At 63.4% G+C, this 15,822-nt stretch carries 13 protein-coding genes; 5 read left to right on the top strand and 8 right to left on the bottom strand.

The genetic code is table 11. From position 1 onward, the window contains the following. Window positions 1-11: 11 nt before the first annotated feature. From ACH79_RS28325 to folE, 3 genes are all read right to left on the bottom strand, one after another. On the bottom strand, window positions 12-1,076 hold the full coding sequence (locus tag ACH79_RS28325; protein WP_161853864.1) for a transglycosylase SLT domain-containing protein: 1,065 nt from the start codon (window positions 1,074-1,076) through the stop codon (window positions 12-14). Between the two features lie 142 nt (window positions 1,077-1,218). Then, window positions 1,219-1,647 carry a phosphoribosyl-AMP cyclohydrolase gene (gene hisI, locus ACH79_RS28320; protein ID WP_161853863.1) on the bottom strand — a complete coding sequence of 143 codons (429 nt, stop codon included), beginning with the start codon at window positions 1,645-1,647 and terminating at the stop codon, window positions 1,219-1,221. Between the two features lie 28 nt (window positions 1,648-1,675). Further along, window positions 1,676-2,398, bottom strand: a complete 723-nt coding sequence (gene folE / locus ACH79_RS28315) for a GTP cyclohydrolase I FolE (RefSeq protein ID WP_161853862.1) — start codon at window positions 2,396-2,398, stop codon at window positions 1,676-1,678. A gap of 232 nt (window positions 2,399-2,630) precedes the next feature. Between folE and ACH79_RS28310 the strand changes: the two genes are divergently transcribed. Beyond that, window positions 2,631-3,080, top strand: a complete 450-nt coding sequence (locus ACH79_RS28310; RefSeq protein ID WP_161853861.1) for an iron-sulfur cluster assembly scaffold protein — start codon at window positions 2,631-2,633, stop codon at window positions 3,078-3,080. A gap of 100 nt (window positions 3,081-3,180) precedes the next feature. On the opposite strand, the gene ACH79_RS28305 is transcribed toward ACH79_RS28310, so the two are convergent. Next, the gene (locus tag ACH79_RS28305; protein ID WP_161853860.1) at window positions 3,181-4,110 is read right to left on the bottom strand and encodes a hypothetical protein; all 930 of its coding nucleotides are present in this window, start codon (window positions 4,108-4,110) and stop codon (window positions 3,181-3,183) included. Window positions 4,111-4,347: 237 nt separating this feature from the next. Between ACH79_RS28305 and yidD the strand changes: the two genes are divergently transcribed. After that, on the top strand, window positions 4,348-4,701 hold the full coding sequence (gene yidD, locus ACH79_RS28300; RefSeq protein ID WP_161853859.1) for a membrane protein insertion efficiency factor YidD: 354 nt from the start codon (window positions 4,348-4,350) through the stop codon (window positions 4,699-4,701). 11 nt (window positions 4,702-4,712) lie between these two features. Here the strand turns inward: yidD and ACH79_RS28295 are convergent, their stop codons facing one another. Together ACH79_RS28295 and ACH79_RS28290 are read right to left on the bottom strand one after the other, a co-directional pair. Further along, window positions 4,713-5,960, bottom strand: a complete 1,248-nt coding sequence (locus ACH79_RS28295; protein ID WP_371419292.1) for a hypothetical protein — start codon at window positions 5,958-5,960, stop codon at window positions 4,713-4,715. Then, complete coding sequence (locus ACH79_RS28290) at window positions 5,957-7,330, bottom strand: APC family permease (RefSeq protein ID WP_161853858.1); 1,374 nt, start codon at window positions 7,328-7,330, stop codon at window positions 5,957-5,959. The genes ACH79_RS28295 and ACH79_RS28290 overlap by 4 nt, the downstream gene beginning before the upstream one ends. Before the next feature lie 292 nt (window positions 7,331-7,622). Here ACH79_RS28290 and ACH79_RS28285 point away from each other — a divergent pair, with 292 nt between their 5' ends. Continuing rightward, window positions 7,623-8,933, top strand: coding sequence for an alpha/beta hydrolase (locus tag ACH79_RS28285; RefSeq protein WP_161853857.1), 1,311 nt, complete (start codon window positions 7,623-7,625; stop codon window positions 8,931-8,933). A 45-nt stretch (window positions 8,934-8,978) separates the two neighbouring features. Here the strand turns inward: ACH79_RS28285 and ACH79_RS28280 are convergent, their stop codons facing one another. Beyond that, window positions 8,979-10,358 carry a hypothetical protein gene (locus tag ACH79_RS28280; RefSeq protein ID WP_246738164.1) on the bottom strand — a complete coding sequence of 460 codons (1,380 nt, stop codon included), beginning with the start codon at window positions 10,356-10,358 and terminating at the stop codon, window positions 8,979-8,981. Between the two features lie 114 nt (window positions 10,359-10,472). On the opposite strand from ACH79_RS28280, the gene thrS reads away from it, so the two are divergent. Together thrS and ACH79_RS28270 are read left to right on the top strand one after the other, a co-directional pair. Further along, window positions 10,473-12,518 carry a threonine--tRNA ligase gene (gene thrS / locus ACH79_RS28275; protein WP_161853856.1) on the top strand — a complete coding sequence of 682 codons (2,046 nt, stop codon included), beginning with the start codon at window positions 10,473-10,475 and terminating at the stop codon, window positions 12,516-12,518. Between the two features lie 83 nt (window positions 12,519-12,601). Next, window positions 12,602-13,165 carry a nitroreductase gene (locus ACH79_RS28270; RefSeq protein WP_161853855.1) on the top strand — a complete coding sequence of 188 codons (564 nt, stop codon included), beginning with the start codon at window positions 12,602-12,604 and terminating at the stop codon, window positions 13,163-13,165. Window positions 13,166-13,299: 134 nt separating this feature from the next. Here the strand turns inward: ACH79_RS28270 and ACH79_RS28265 are convergent, their stop codons facing one another. Beyond that, on the bottom strand, window positions 13,300-15,780 hold the full coding sequence (locus ACH79_RS28265) for an EAL domain-containing protein (RefSeq protein ID WP_161853854.1): 2,481 nt from the start codon (window positions 15,778-15,780) through the stop codon (window positions 13,300-13,302). Between the last annotated feature and the right edge of the window lie 42 nt (window positions 15,781-15,822).

Genomic DNA, 15,822 nt, shown 5'->3' with positions numbered 1-15,822 from the left:
CTCCTCTGTCGCTAGCTTGAGAACGTGCCGTTGCGGTCGCTGAACAGATCGAGCCTTCCGGGGGCGCGGACCTCGGGCTTGTGGCCCGACAATGCCGTGCTCGCGGAAGCAACTGAGGTTGCTGGCGCAACCGAGGTTGCTGGCGTAACCGAGGTCAGCGACGAATTGCTGCCCCACAATTCCTGCACCGCGGGCGAGATCGGCTGGGTGCGTTCGCCGGCCTGGAACAGCGAGCGGAAGATCGGGTCCGTCGAGGGCGAGGCGGTCTGCGACGCTGCTGCGACCGGCGTCACGGCGCGTTGATCCGGGAAGCTCGAGAGATAGGCCGCGTTGTCGATTGCGGTTGCCGTTGGCACGGCGTTGCTCGCCACCGTGACGCGCCTTGGCAGGTCGCCGCCTGCGGCCGCCATCGCCGTGCGCGTCACCGGCGAGTTGGCGGCAGCCGCGTAGCGCGTGCTTAGCACCGAATAGACCTCGGAGACGCTGCGCGGCTGTCCGGAGCGGTCATAGAAGATCGATTGGTTGGCCGCCGCTGCGTTCGGAAACATCCGCACGGCGGAGGCGTTCGGATTGTCCTCGGCGCTCTGGATCAGTTTGCCGGCGCCGCCGACGCCCATGAAATGCGCCATATAGAGTTCGGCATCGGTCGGGCGGCGGCCGATCTTGCCGGTCAGCTTGAAGCTGTTGGATTGCGTCAGCACCCCCGCCATCGCCGACGCGGCCTCAGGATCGTCGCGCAGCCGCATGATCGCGGCGCGCGCGGTGGGATCGTCGACCGAATAGCGGCCGTCGGAATTTTTGGTGATGGCGTCGGCATATTTGTCGTAGCCGAGATGAGGTCCCGCCTCCTTCACCGTGCCGAGCCAGGTCTGGTCGATGAACTGAAACAGCCCGCGCGCCGACGAGGTGGTGGCGGCCGCCTTCGGGTTGAAATTGGATTCCATCTTCGCGGTGGCGAGCAGGTATTCGAAGCTGGCGCCGGTGGTCGATGCCGCCTGCTTGATCGAGCCCGCGATCCTCGCGCGCGTGGGATCGACACCTGCCGCAGCCGTGGCGCTTGTTGTGTCGACCGCCATGTCTCCGCTGCCCCGCTCCTCGCGAAACCTCGCGCGGGCTCATAAGGCCCCGGCAATCAGGACCTCCGCGGTCGAGACTGCCGCAATCATGGTTAATGGCGGGTTAAGGGCGCTCGTGCCGGTCGTTCCGGGAATAACGAGGTCACTTGCGATAAACCTTGCCTGGATCGAACTGCCGGTCAGCATCGACGAAGGACAGGCGCGTGCCGCCATCCGCTGTGTCGACCTTGCGGTAGAAGCATGAGTGCCGGCCGGTGTGGCATGCGGCGCCGGTCTGCTCGACACGGATCCAGACCGCGTCCTGATCGCAATCGGTGCGCATCTCGACCACGCGCTGGGTCTGACCCGACGTCTCACCTTTTCGCCACAACGCATTGCGCGAGCGGCTGAAGTACCAAGCATCGCCTGTCGCGATCGTCTTCCGCAGCGCCTCGTCATTCATGTGGGCGACCATCAGCACATGGCCGGTCGCCGCGTCCGTCGCCACGCAGGTCACTAGGCCCGACGCGTCGAATTTGGGCTGGAAGGCCAGCCCCTCTTCGCGCTCGTTGACAGTTGCTGATGTCGACACGGTATTCCTCGCGGAAATTTCGGCGAGGCTACCGGCTCGGTCCTCGCACCAGGGACAGGAAACGCTGCTGCTCCGCCGGATTGTCGCGGAACATGCCGGTGAAGCGGCTGGTGAATGTCATCGCGCCATGCTTGGCGACGCCACGCACCGACATGCAGGTATGCTCCGCCTCGATCAGCACGGCAACGCCGCGGGGCTTCAAGACCTCGTCGATCGCAGCCGCGATCTGGGCGGTCAGGTGCTCCTGGGTCTGCAGGCGGCGGGCGAAGATATCGGTCAGGCGCGCCAGCTTCGAGAGGCCAACCACCCGCTCCACCGGCGTATAGGCGATATGCGCCCTGCCGTAGAACGGCATCATGTGATGCTCGCATTGCGAGGTGAATTCGATGTCGCGGACGAGAACAAAGTCGTCATAACCGGCGGTTTCACCGAAGGTGCGGTCCAGCACCTCGGCCGGGCACTGGTGGTAGCCCTGATAGAGTTCGTCGAAGGCTTCGACCACCCGGCGCGGCGTATCCAAAAGGCCCTCGCGGCCGGGATTCTCACCGATATAGCTCAGCAGCGTCTGCACGGCGTGTTCGGCCTCGGCGCGCGACGGGCGCGGCAGGTCGGCACGGACGGCGGCAGCCAAGAATTCGGCGGGATCGAGCTCGGCCGGACGGGTTTCCGGCGCCACATCGGGTGACTTCACCTCGGAAGGCTTGGCGTCAGAAGGCTTGCCTGGGCGGAGGGATTTGATCAATGCGTCCATGTCTTCTCCGTTCGACCGGCCCGCAAAGACCGGAGTGTCACCGGGCAGACGGGGCGGTTTACCGCCGGACGCCTGAGTCCCATCCTCAAAACGCTGGCGACCGGACAGGTTTCCATGTCGGGCCGCCCTCGGCAAACGGCCGGGCTGTTTTTCCGCCGTTCCTGTTCATATATAGGACGGTGAAACCCAGCCGCCAAGGGCGCTCGCATAGCCGAGCCCGGGACCCGGATCTATGCTGAACGACATCTACAACAAGCGGATTATCGAGCTTGCGGGCAATATTCCGCGTCTCGGACGCCTCCCCGACCCCCACGCCAGCGCCACCGCCCATTCCAAACTGTGCGGATCGACCGTCAAGGTCGACCTCAAGATGGAAGGCCCCGTGGTCACCGACTTCGCCCATGACGTGAAGGCCTGCGCGCTGGGACAAGCCTCCTCCTCGATCATGGCGAGCCATGTGGTCGGCTCGACCGCTGACGAGTTACGTGAGTTGCGAGAAACCGTGCGCAAGATGTTGAAGGAAAACGGCGGTCCGCCGCAGGGCAAATGGGCCGACATCGCCCTGCTCGAGCCGGTGCGCGACTACAAGGCCCGCCACGCCTCGACCCTGCTGACCTTCGACGCCGTGGTCGATGCCATTGGCCAGATCGAAGCCAGGGCCAAGCAGCCGGCGCAGGCGTAAGGCTGGTCATTCCGGGATGGTCCGAAGGACCAGACCCGGAATCTCGAGATTCCGGGTTCGCGCTTTTGCGCGCCCCGGAATGACGGCTTCAATTTGAAACCTACTTCTGTTGCGGCTGGGCCGGTTGCGCTGGCGCGGTCGCATTGCCGCCGGTCGGAACCGCGGCTTCGGCGGTCTTGGTCGACTTGCCCTGCTGCGGCTGCGCGTCGCCTTCCATGGCGGAGCTGACGAAGCGATCCTGCGGCTTGGCTGGCTTTGCCTCGGCCATCGGCACGGATGAATTGTCCTGCGGGAACACGTCGGCGACCGCATCGGTCGTGACCAGATTGCTCAGGCGCAATTCGCTGCGCGACAATTCGTGCAGATCTTCCCAAGGCGGAACGCTGAGCGCGAGCGACAGCAAATCGCCGGTGCCACCCATTTCGAAGGTGTATTTGGTGAGCCGGCCAATGTCGCGCTGCACGATCATCAGGTCCTGCGCGCTATAGCTTGCAGCCTTGGCGTCGTCGGCGCGGTCACCCATCCAGATCTGGTGCACGCGGACATGCGCGACCGGCGGCACGTAACGCGTCTTGCCCGACAGCAACAGGAACACGCACATCGACTCGCAATAGGCTTCCGGCGCCACACTGGTGCGTTCGCCATTCGGGGTCTGCTTGCGCACGGTGGTGCCGACCGTGGTCAACATACCCAGACTGCGGAACTTGCGGCCGAGCACGATGGAATCGTTGACCGAGCCGCCGCTGGAATCCAGCACGATGGTCGCGCCGGCGAGTTGGCGATTTTTTGCAAATTCCTCGAACTCGCGCGGACTATCCGACGTGACAATGCCGACGGCCGAGACCCAACCTCTGCAATCGGGCTGGCAGGCATTCCACTTGAAATGCATCGGCTGCTTGCGTTCTTCGAGGACGCCGCCGGCATGCGCCGAGTTGCCCAGCGTCGTGATTGCGCCTGGCAATGCGAGACAGAAGGCGGTGGCGCCGAGAAGCGCCCAGCCGCGAAATTTTAGCGACCTTGCAAACCTCAATTTGGTTCCTTCCCCCAAGCCCCCATCAACGGGTGATGGTAATGGTCCCGTTTCGACACGAAATGATTCTGTCATCGATGCGTCGTCAAAACGGTAACTGTCCTGTCCTGTGTCGTCCATAATACCTTGGCTTGCTCCGGCATTTTGCGGTGCGATAGTTGCGAACTGTGGCGTAAATATCTGCACGTCTTAAGTTCCTTGCTTGGGAACTCCCGGAAAACTACGTACATAGCTCGAATGACGCCCGCAGATCAGTCATCGTCATCACACAACCGATGCACGGATTGTGCCAACGGAGTGTCCCGTTTGCCGCGCAACGCCGGGCGCGCGCTGATCTGGATTTACCGGCACACGCTGTCGCTGCTGGTCGGCTACAACTGCCGGCATCTGCCGACGTGCTCCGTGTATGGCGACGAAGCGATCGAGCGTTTCGGTTTGTGGGGCGGCGGCTGGATGACGCTGGCGCGGATCCTGCGCTGCCAGCCCTGGGGAACGTCAGGCATCGACAACGTGCCGCTCACGGCACCGCCGGGTGCGCGATGGTATCTGCCATGGCGCTACGGACGCTGGCGCGGCGTCAACCCTTCGTGAGCGCCACGCGCTTAGCGCCAGAAGAAAAATCCGCCTCGCGGCTGCTGCGGCCAGAAATCCGCCGGCGGCCGCGGCGCTATATCCGCCGGCGGTCGCGGCCTTCGCGGGCGCGATGGTGGCGGCGGCGCCTCAGTCGACGCTGTGGCGTCAATGGCGGGCGATCCATCGTCCGGCAATCTCACCGACAGCAGCACATTCGTTTCTGCCGTGCGCCAGCGATAACCGATGCCGAAATCGATCGGCTGCGCGCGGCGGAAGAGTGCAGCATATGACTCCTGGTAGCGATCCGGGAATTCGTCGATCGGTCCGAGATAGCGGCCGAACGGAAACAAGCGCCATTTCTTCGTGCTGTAATAAGCCAGCGGAATTCCTGAATCGTCCTGGATGATGGTGGCGCTGTTGTTGAGCAGGAAGTTGCGCACGGTGGTGAAATTGCCGGAATGCGGAAGATATGACGCGCTTTTGATCAGGCTGTTGCCCGGCGCGAGTGTCTCGCAGAATTTCAGGAACCCGCTCGCCCGCACGCCGGAATTGGAAAGATCTGTCGAGAAGTAGTACAGCGTCTTCTCCTGCCCATCGCCTCCGGCGAAGATGATACGCACGCCGCGCACGGCATTCGGCCCGGGATTTTCGCCGGCGGTGTACGCCGCGCCCTTGTCGTCCAGCGAAATCGGAGTGACGCTTCTGACGGTCATGCCCGAGCGCGCCAGGAACACGTAGAGGATCGGCAAGGTGCCGCTGATCTGGCCCGCCTGCAGATCGGTCTTCATCTGCTTGGTGATGAAGAAGCTGAAGCTCAGGATCGAACCGAGCGAGCGCTCGACATTGTAGAGCGCCGACGCGATGCCGCCGCGTGGCAATCGCGTCAGGTCCGGCACCGAGCCAACCGGCTCCAGCGCGCTCAGCACATAGGTCGACGCCTTCGAATAGAACGCGTTCGCATAGAGAAAGTCCGGGCCAGAGAACATGTAGAACATGGTCGGCCGCGGCGCCGCCAGGTTGGTGTCCGCCCAGGCGCGGATTTTCGACAATTGCCGCTGCTCAAGCTGCTCGAACGCACCGTCGAAGAACTTGGCGTGGCGCTGCCAGGCCGGATCCCTGGTGAGCGGCGCGAGCGGCGAGTCCGCCGACGGCATCATGCCCGCGAGAAATTTCGCGGTGTCGTCCACCGTTACGGTCTGGGCCTGGCCGGTAACGACGGTCGCCAGCAGCATGAAAGCCGCAAACGTCACCATTCTCGGGGAATGCAGCACGTTCATTCGCGACCCGAAGAGACAGCTACAGGACCTGGATCCGCCCGCTTGCGGAAGACGGCATAGATCAGCAGGCCCGACGACATGATCAGGATACTCAGCATCGACCGCAGCGGCTGTTCAGCCAAAAGGTAGTACATCATGAAACCGGTCACGAGCAGAAAGACGAGAGGCGTTACGGGGTATCCCCAGGCGCGGTACGGCCGCGGCAAATCGGGGTGCGTGATGCGCAGCTTGATCACGCCGAGCACGGTGAAGAACGAGCAGAACAGCAGCGCGAACTGGATGAACTCTAATACCGCCTCGAAGCTGCGCGTGAACAGCATCAGGCTGGCGACCGTGAGCTGAAACAGGATGGCGTAGGCCGGTGCGCCGTTGCCGGAGCGGCGGGCAAACGGACGCAGCAACGGAAGATCCTCGCCCATCGTCATCATGACGCGCGGCCCGATCCACATCATCGCGCTGATCGAGGAGATTAGCCCGAAGCAGATCATCGCGCCGACGATGCGGCCGCCGAATTCGCCGAAAATGTAGCTGCCGGAGATGCGGGCGACGTCGATCTGGCCGGCGAGCTTGTCGATCGGCGCGGTATGCAGGAACACCGCGTTGAGCGCGACATACAGCACCAGCACGATCAGCGTCCCGATCAGCATCGCCCGCGGCACGTTGCGCTCGGGCAAGCGCACCTCGCCGATGATGTAGGTTGCCGCGTTCCAGCCGGAGAACGAATACATCACGAAGACGAGGCTGATCGCGAACGGCGCGCTGACGATGTGGGTGAAATCGGAAGCTGATGGCGTGAACGACACCGGCTGCGCTGTGCCGATCACGAAACCGCAGGCCAGGAAGGCCAGGATCAGCACGACCTTCAGAATGGTCGCGACCAGTTGGAAGGTCGAGGAGTGCCGCACCCCGGTAAGTTGCACCAGCGACACCAGCCAGACCACGCCGACCGCGAGCACCAGCGGCGGCGCATCAGGCAGCACGGACTTGCCGTACTCGCCGAAGGCCATGGCGGCCAGTGCGACAGGCGCGGCGAATCCGACCGTCGCCGAAACCCAGCCCGCCACAAAGCCAAAGGCCGGGTGATAGGCCCGGCCGAGGAAGTTGTACTCGCCGCTCGAGCGCGGAAACATCGCGCCGAGTTCGCCGTATGAAAACACGCCGCACAGCGCGACGATGCCACCGACCGTCCACAGCAGCAGGATCGAAAAGCCTGACGGGATGTCCTTGACCTGAAAGCCGAGGCTGGTGAAGACGCCGACGCCGACCATGTCGGCAACGACGATGGCAACCGCCACCAGGACCGAAACGGTGGAGCCGCCACTGGTGAGCGAGCCAGGCCAAGCCGGGCTTCCCGCTTCTGATGCCGCCATCTCGGACCCCACCTTCAAGCGCCCGCAGCCGAGAGCTGCATCGTGCAGGTTGACGCCTCTCAATTCAAGCAATGTTAACAAGGGTTTAAATTGAGACCCAAAATAGGTTCGATGGTACCGCGATCTGGCCCCGTGCCTGCTGGATTGCGAAAACATCGTGACCGTCCCACAATCGCGACACGATTGGGTGGTCTCCTCGAGCGTCCGGATGTGGGGAGTTTTTCCGGACGCTTAACGTCGCCGCGTGCAAGCTTAACCCCGGTTGACGGTGGATCTTGGGACATTGGGGTGGATGGTCGGAGCTAATCCGAAATTCCAGACAATTGGTCGCGCCATGCGGTCGGCGTTGTCGGCCGGGCCGCGGCGCGTCCTGCAGCTGCGATGGCACTGGGTCGCCCTGGCTGCGCTGATCGTGCCGCTATCCTTTGTGCTCGTTCAGTGCGGCAAGGCGCCCAACGCCGGCATTCTGGCCGCGAACACGGACGGCGCCAAATCCCGCGCCGCCAAGTCGCAGGCTTCGGCCGATACTTTCGAGGACCGCTTCCTCCAGCCGCAATTCGCCGATCGTTTCCCGACCGACGGCGAAAGCCTGCCGCGGATCCAGCGCCAGGTTGCGCTTACACCGCAACCGGAGCCGCGCGCGGTAAGGACCGAATCCGTAAGGGTCGCCTCGCTGACGCCGACGATGACGTTGCCCCGCACCGGGCGTGAAGAGCCGACCACGCTGGTCAGCATGAAGTCGTCCGCCTTCCCTTATTTCGGCACCAATCCACGTTCGGACGAGCCGTTCCTGAACATCACCAAGGGCGACCGCAAGGGCCACCGCAGCTATGGCGGCCGGGTCTATTGGCAGGACGAAACCTACAACGACAGCCGCGTGCTGGTGCATGTCCCCGAGACGTTCAACGTCAAAAAGCCCGGCGTGATCGTGGTGTTCTTCCACGGCAACGGCGCGACGCTCGAGCGCGACGTCCGCGACCGGCAATTGGTGCCGCAGCAGATCACCGATTCCGGCGTCAACGCCGTGCTGCTTGCACCGCAAATGGCGGTCAACGCCGCCGATTCCTCGGCCGGCAAGTTCTGGCAGCCCGGCGGCTTGAAGCGCTTCATCGATGAATCGGCCGGCCATCTCGCCCGTCTCTACGGCGATCCAAAGTCGGCGCAGGCGTTTGCGAACATGCCGATCGTGATCGTCGGCTATAGCGGCGGCTTCCTGCCGACCGCCTGGAGCCTGGAGGTCGGCGGCCTTCCCAATCGCGTCCGCGGCGTATTCCTGCTCGACGCCGTCTATGGTGAACTCGACAAGTTCGCGTCCTGGATCGAGAAGAACCGGACCGGCTTCTTCGTCTCTTCGTACACCCGCTACACCAAGCGGCACGACCTGGAGCTGATGCAGATGCTCCGCGACAAGGGCATCACCGTCACCGAGAGCATGGACGGGCCGCTGCGGCCCGGCAGCGTCGTGTTCGTGCAGACGCCTGACGGCGTCACCCATCGCGATTACGTGACGCAGGCCTGGACCGAGCATCCGATCAAGGACGTGCTGGTCAAGATGGCGGCAACGCCGGCTTTGACCCAGATCGCCAGCTACGCAAACCGCTAGCCGGCTTCGTCACCCGCGGCGAGCGCACCGAATCGAATCTCGTGGTCACTTCGCCGGATTTGCCGCGGCTGCGGGATCGGCGTTGAGATTGGTCGATGCCGCCGCAGGCCGCGGGTTGTTGGCGGGGCACGACGCCAAGAGCCGCGTCCACGCCGCTCCGAGGCCAAGCATGTCGATGTCGAATGTCGACAGGTCGGTCTTGCCTTCCGCCGCTGGCATGCGTTCGCCCATCTGCAGGCGGGGAGCGGCCAGCATTGCCTCCATGGCCTCGGGCGCGACGATGTCGCTCCAGATTTCGAACTTGCCGACACGCGCGGGGTACCTGCCAAAGGCCACGGATTTTTCCGGACCCGCCATCAACATCACCGTCTTGTTGACGTCCTTGTTGCTGCCGGCGTCCTGGTCGGCTTCCCGGACGAACATCAGCCTGGCGCGAGTCTTGGCCTCGCAGAACAGCCGCCACTCCATCGAACGGAACGATGTGCCGTCACCCTGCCTGGCCGACGCGAGCTTGCGAACGTAGGGGCGCGCCGCGGTTTCGAATGTCCAGGGCGTTTCGAGCAGAGAACGCTTGTCGATACCGAAGCGATAGAGCTCAGCCCGTGTCAGGACGTGCAGGCTCTCGAACTTTACCGTCTTGATGAGATCGTCCAGCTCACGGCTGACGCCCATCGAGGTGACGAACGCGGCGCGCTCGCGATCGGCACTGGCCATGCGGCGCTGCTTGTATTCGGCGATCACCTGTGCCGGGATCGACCCGTGAACGACCAGCGTCAGCCTGGAGTTATGAACGGCCATGACGGCATCGGGTGCAACCTCGCGGGTCGTGGCGCCGAGAAGCAGGTAGCCGCAGGCCGAATTGCACATGGCGTTGCGGGTCGTCAGTTCGGCTTCAACCTCACCGCCGGCCGTCTTGATCTTGAGGCAGGCCGCGTCCACCTGGGTTCCGCGGGTGCAGGCGGTTGCGATGGTGCGCCCGATCCGGGCAACGGCCTTCCTGCCGCGCAGCATCCGGGCGATGACATAGGACGGCCTGACCGAACCACCCGGCGAATGGAAATAGATCGGGCGCGTGGTGTCCTTGGCGTCACGCAGGAAGCGGCTGACACGAGCCGCCGCTCCCTCATCGACCTGGCCCTCGATCGCGATCCAGCGGTCGCAACCCGGACCGCAGGAATTGGCCGGCCCCTTGGCGTTGTAGATGATCAGCCTCGGCGCAAAGCCGGCTTTTTCGGCCGGCGTTTCGGCACGCAATTCGCCGCTGACCAGCAGCAGGGCTGCGAGAACGAGAAAACGAAACATCGTCAGACCGGCACAATCGGGCGAATGGGCGAGCAGCGGCGCAATACGCAAGGCTAGACAATGCGCGTCAGTCCGGCAATCCCTGGTGGCGGACGATCGGCCCTTGCCGTTCTTTGTGATCACGATATGGCGTGATTTTCTCGATATTGCCCGATTGCAGGAGCCGAATCCCCTGCTATACCGCTGCTTTCCCGCTTACCTGCGCTCGTTCGCAGGAGTGAGCTCTAGGAGATGCCAATGCCTGACCAGAATACGCCCGCATCGGGATTCCAGTTCGGCCTCGCCAATTTGAAACCGGCCGAACCCGTGCAAAAGATCACCCTCACCTTCCCCGACGGCGCCAAGCGTGAATTCGCCAAGGACATCACCGGCCTCGACATTGCCAGGGGCATCTCGCCCTCGCTGGCCAAGCGCACGGTGGCGATGGCGCTCGACGGCGTGGTCGCCGATCTCAACGATCCGATTTCGGACGACGCCAGGATCGAGCTGATCAACCGCGAAGACCCCCGCGCGCTGGAACTGATCCGGCATGACTGCGCCCATGTGCTGGCGGAGGCGGTGCAGTCGCTGTGGCCGGGCACGCAGGTCACCATCGGCCCGGTGATCGAGAACGGCTTCTATTACGACTTCTTCCGCAACGAGCCATTCACACCGGAAGACTTTGCCGCGATCGAAAAGCGGATGCGCGAGATCATCGCGCGCGACAAGCCTTTCACCAAAGAGGTCTGGGATCGCGAAAAAACAAAACAGGTGTTCCGCGACAAGGGCGAGGCGTTCAAGGTCGAACTGGTCGACGCCATTCCCGGCGACGAGCCGATCAAGATCTATTTCCAGGGCGACTGGTTCGATCTCTGCCGCGGCCCGCACATGAGTTCGACCGGCAAGATCGGCAACGCCTTCAAGCTGATGAAGGTGGCGGGCGCCTACTGGCGCGGGGACGCCAACAATCCGATGCTGACCCGCATCTACGGCACGGCGTTCGCCAGGCAGGAAGAGCTCGACGCCTACCTCAAACAGATCGAGGAAGCCGAGAAGCGCGACCACCGCAAGCTCGGCCGTGAGCTCGACCTATTCCACTTCCAGGAAGAAGGCCCGGGCGTCGTGTTCTGGCACCCGAAGGGCTGGACCATCTTCCAGGCGCTGATCGCGTATATGCGCCGACGCCTGACCGGCGACTACGACGAGGTCAATGCGCCGCAGATCCTCGACAAGGTGTTGTGGGAGACCTCCGGTCACTGGGACTGGTACCGCGAGAACATGTTCGCGGCGCAGTCGGCCGGCGACGAGGCCGAGGACAAGCGCTGGTTTGCGCTCAAGCCGATGAACTGCCCCGGCCATGTGCAGATCTTCAAGCACGGCCTGAAGAGCTACCGCGACCTGCCCTTGCGTCTTGCCGAGTTCGGCGTGGTGCATCGCTACGAGGCGTCGGGCGCCATGCACGGCCTGATGCGCGTGCGCGGCTTCACCCAGGACGATGCGCATGTGTTCTGCACCGAAGCGCAGCTTGCGGAGGAGTGCCTCAAGATCAATGAACTGATCCTGTCGACCTACGCCGATTTCGGCTTCGACGGCGAACTCACGGTCAAGCTCTCGACCCGGCCGGAGAAGCGCGTCGGCACCGACGAGATGTGGGACCACGCCGAGCGCGTCATGGCAACGGTGCTGGCGGAAATTCAGGCCAGCGGCAACAACCGCATCAAGACCGAGATCAACCCGGGCGAAGGCGCGTTCTACGGGCCGAAGTTCGAATATGTGCTGCGCGACGCCATCGGCCGCGACTGGCAATGCGGCACCACGCAGGTCGACTTCAACCTCCCGGAACGTTTTGGCGCGTTCTACATCGACGCCGACGGTTCGAAGAAGGCACCGGTGATGGTGCATCGCGCGATCTGCGGCTCGATGGAGCGCTTCATCGGCATTCTGATCGAGCATTTCGCCGGCAATTTCCCGCTCTGGCTGGCGCCGACGCAGGTGGTGGTGACGACCATCACCTCCGAAGGCGACGAATACGCCAAGGTGGTCGCCGCCGCCGCGCGGCGGGCGGGCCTGCGCGTCGAGATCGACCTGCGCAACGAGAAGATCAACTACAAGGTCCGCGAGCATTCGCTGGCAAAAATCCCGGCCCTGCTCGTCGTCGGCAAGAAGGAAGCCGAGACCCATTCGGTCTCGATCCGCCGGCTCGGCAGCGACGGGCAGAAGGTGATGCCGACCGACGAGGCGCTGGCCGCCCTCGTCGAAGAGGCAACGCCGCCAGACGTGAAGCGGGCGCGAGCGGCAGCCTGATCATAATCGGTCTAAATCGGCTTCCGCTGGACCGGCTGCGCCACTATCTTTAGCACAGCCATTCCCGACGAGAGAAAAACTTCGTGCCTGACGCCCTTGAACTCCTGAAGATCCGCCGATCGGTGAAGCCCCGCGAAATGAGCGGGCCTGGCCCGACGGCCAGCGAACTCGACACCATCCTGACCATCGGTGCCCGGGTGCCCGATCATGGCAAGCTGACGCCGTGGCGCTTCATCGTATTCGAAGGCGACGGACGCCTCCGCGCTGGCGAGGTCATCGCGCGAGTGTTCGCGAAAAAGAATCCGGCAGCCCCGACCGCCGATATCGAGATCGAAAAGCGCCGGCTGATGGATGCACCGCTGGTGATCGGTGTGGTTAGTTTCACCAGACCGCACCCAAAAGTACCGCCCCTGGAGCAGGAACTGTCGGCCGGCGCGAGCGCGATGAACATCGTCAACGCGGCCACTGCGCTAGGCTACGGTGCCTGCTGGCTCACCGGCTGGTTCGCGTTCGACCGCGACGTGCTCGACGGGCTAGGATTGAAGGCGGATGAAAAACTCGCCGGCTTCATCCATATCGGAACACCGTCGAAACCAACCGAAGACCGCCCGCGCCCGACGCTGTCGGATATCGTGACGCGGTTCTAAATTCGCCGCGGCCGTCATTGCCGGGCTTGACCCGGCAATCCATTAATCTCGAGAAGACTCTTGAATCTCGAGAAGACTCTTGCGAAGAGGATGGATGCCCGGATCAAGTCAGGGCATGACGAGTTGCCATTGCCTCAGGCGGCCTTCGAGCCTCGCTTGTCGAACCCGGACAGCAACGCTGCCAGTTCGGCTGCCGGTCTTGCCGCGCTGAATAGAAAACCCTGCACTTCGTTACAGCCTTCGGCGCGCAGCCAGTCGAGCTGGTCCGTGGTCTCGACGCCTTCGGCCGTCGTCGTGATGTTCAGGCTGCGTCCGAGACCGGAGATGGCTCGCACGATCGCGACGCAATCGGTACGCGCGACGAGGTCTTTCACGAACGAGCGGTCGATCTTGATCTTGTCGAATGGAAAGCTGCGGAGATAACTCAGGCTCGAATAGCCGGTGCCGAAGTCGTCCATGGATATGCTGACGCCAAGTTCGCGAAGCTGATGCAGGATCGCCAGATTGGCCTCGGTCTCGGCCAGGAAGACCGATTCGGTGATTTCGAGTTCGAGCCGGCGCGGCGACAGACCGGAATGCGCCAGCGCGGAAATCACCGCCTGTACCAGGTTGCGGCTGCGGAACTGAACGGGCGACAGGTTGACGGCGACCTTGATGTCTTCCGGCCAGTTCACCGCCTCGGAACAGGCCTCGCGCAGCACCCACTCGCCGAGCCCCACGATCAATCCGATGTCCTCTGCGACCGGAATGAAATCGGCTGGAGAGATCATGCCCTCTTCCGGACTGCGCCAGCGCAATAGCGATTCGAACCCGCTGATCCGGTTGGCCGCAATATCCACGAGCGGTTGATAGTGCAGTTCGAATTCGCCCTTGGCGAAGGCCCGGCGCAGATCTCGCTCCATATCGCGGCGCTTCTGCGCCTGGCGGTCCATCTCGGGCTCGAAGAAACGATGAACGCCACCGCCATCGGATTTCGCGCGGTAGAGCGCCATGTCGGCGTTGCGCATCAATTCCTCGCAGGTCGCGCCATCGCCGGGCGACAGCGCAATACCGACGCTGGCGCCGACAATGACCTCGATGCCGTCGAGGTCATAGCGCGCACTCAGCACGCCGATCAGGCGGTCGGCGAAGTCGCTCACCTCGTTCGGCGACACATCGGAGGCCAGCACGATGGCGAATTCGTCGCCGCCGAGCCGGGCGACGAGATTGTCGCCGCGAACCTCGGACTTCAACCGCTCGGCCACCTGCTTCAGCAGTCGGTCGCCCATCGGATGACCGAATGAATCGTTGACGTTCTTGAACAGGTCGAGATCGACGCAGAGTACTGCGACGCGCCTGTTGCCGGACGCACGCTCCAGCGCCTGGCGAAGGCGGTCCTGATAGAAGTCGCGGTTCGGCAGGTCGGTCAGGCCGTCATGATGGGCCATGTGCACAATCCGCGCTTCCGCTTTGCGGCGCTCGGTAATGTCGACGATGGCAACCAGATAGCCGTCGCGCCCATCGAAGGCGACACGCCGTCCGAATGTCAGCACATGGATTTCGCTGCCATCGGCCTTGAGATGCCGCCAGTCGCGGCTCGAATTATAGACGTCGCCGAGCTGCTGCAGCGCCTGGCTGTGGCTTGCCCATTCGTCCGCTGGCCAGATCTGGCGAAGTTGCATCTGCAGGAACGTTTCGCGAGCGTAGCCGTAATGCTGCACGGCCGCGTCGTTCACGCTGAGGAATTGGGTCGTCTCGGCATCGAACACCCACATCGGCATTGGATTGTTGTCGAACAGCAGGCGGAACGAAACTTCGCTCCGCTTCAGCGCCGTGACGTCGGAAACCGTCAGCGACAGCATGTCGCCGAACGCGGTCACACCCAGTCGCAGGCAGCGGTCCTCGCTGTCGATTTCGATCTGGCCACCATTGCCGCTGCTGATGATTTCGCGCAGACGCCGAACTATCTCCGGGGCGCACAGCAGGTTTCCGCCCGCGGCGAGCCGGTGCCACAACAATTCCGTCGACGGTTGCCGCAGCAGCCGCGCTGCACCCTGATTGAGATGAACGATCTGAAAATCGGACGGATTGCCATTCGCATCGCGAATCGCGGCCAGCGACAATACGCCCTCGTCGGTCGCCGAGAAGATCGTATCCAGCAGATTGAATTGTGCGTCGCGCTCGTTGACATAGGCGCCGACCAAGGTGGCGCCCCAACGCGAAGACGTCGGCAGTGCCAGCACGTCATAAGTTCGAACCAGCCCGTCGCGCACGCAATGCCCCGCTGCAAGATACGGACGGCCGTTCTGCAGCGCGTGAGATGCGGCTTCGCCGAGCGCAGTCGCGCAATCCGGCGGCAGCGCGCTCAAGGGAATGTCCCAGCGATCATCATTGAGCCATTGCTGGACATAGCGGCCGCTGTGCGAGACGGCGAGCGTGTCGTCGTCGTCGCGAAGCAACACCACATGGTCCGCAAGCCGGCCAAGGCTACCGAGCATGACGTCTTCGTAGCGTGGCAAATTCTCGCCCGGGCGCAACGCGGCCTGCCATTTGCGCTGCAAAACCGCGACGTCGGCAAACATTTCGGTATTGAATTTCTCTGATGATCTTTTCGATGATCTGTTGGCCGCAACCATGCCCTGCCCCGCTACGCGCACTCAATCCCCGGGCATCCAATG

The organism is Bradyrhizobium sp. CCBAU 051011 (assembly GCF_009930815.1).
GTDB lineage: Bacteria > Pseudomonadota > Alphaproteobacteria > Rhizobiales > Xanthobacteraceae > Bradyrhizobium.
The sequence above is the reverse complement of the archived record's forward strand: the minus strand, read 5'-3'. Positions and strand labels throughout refer to the sequence as shown.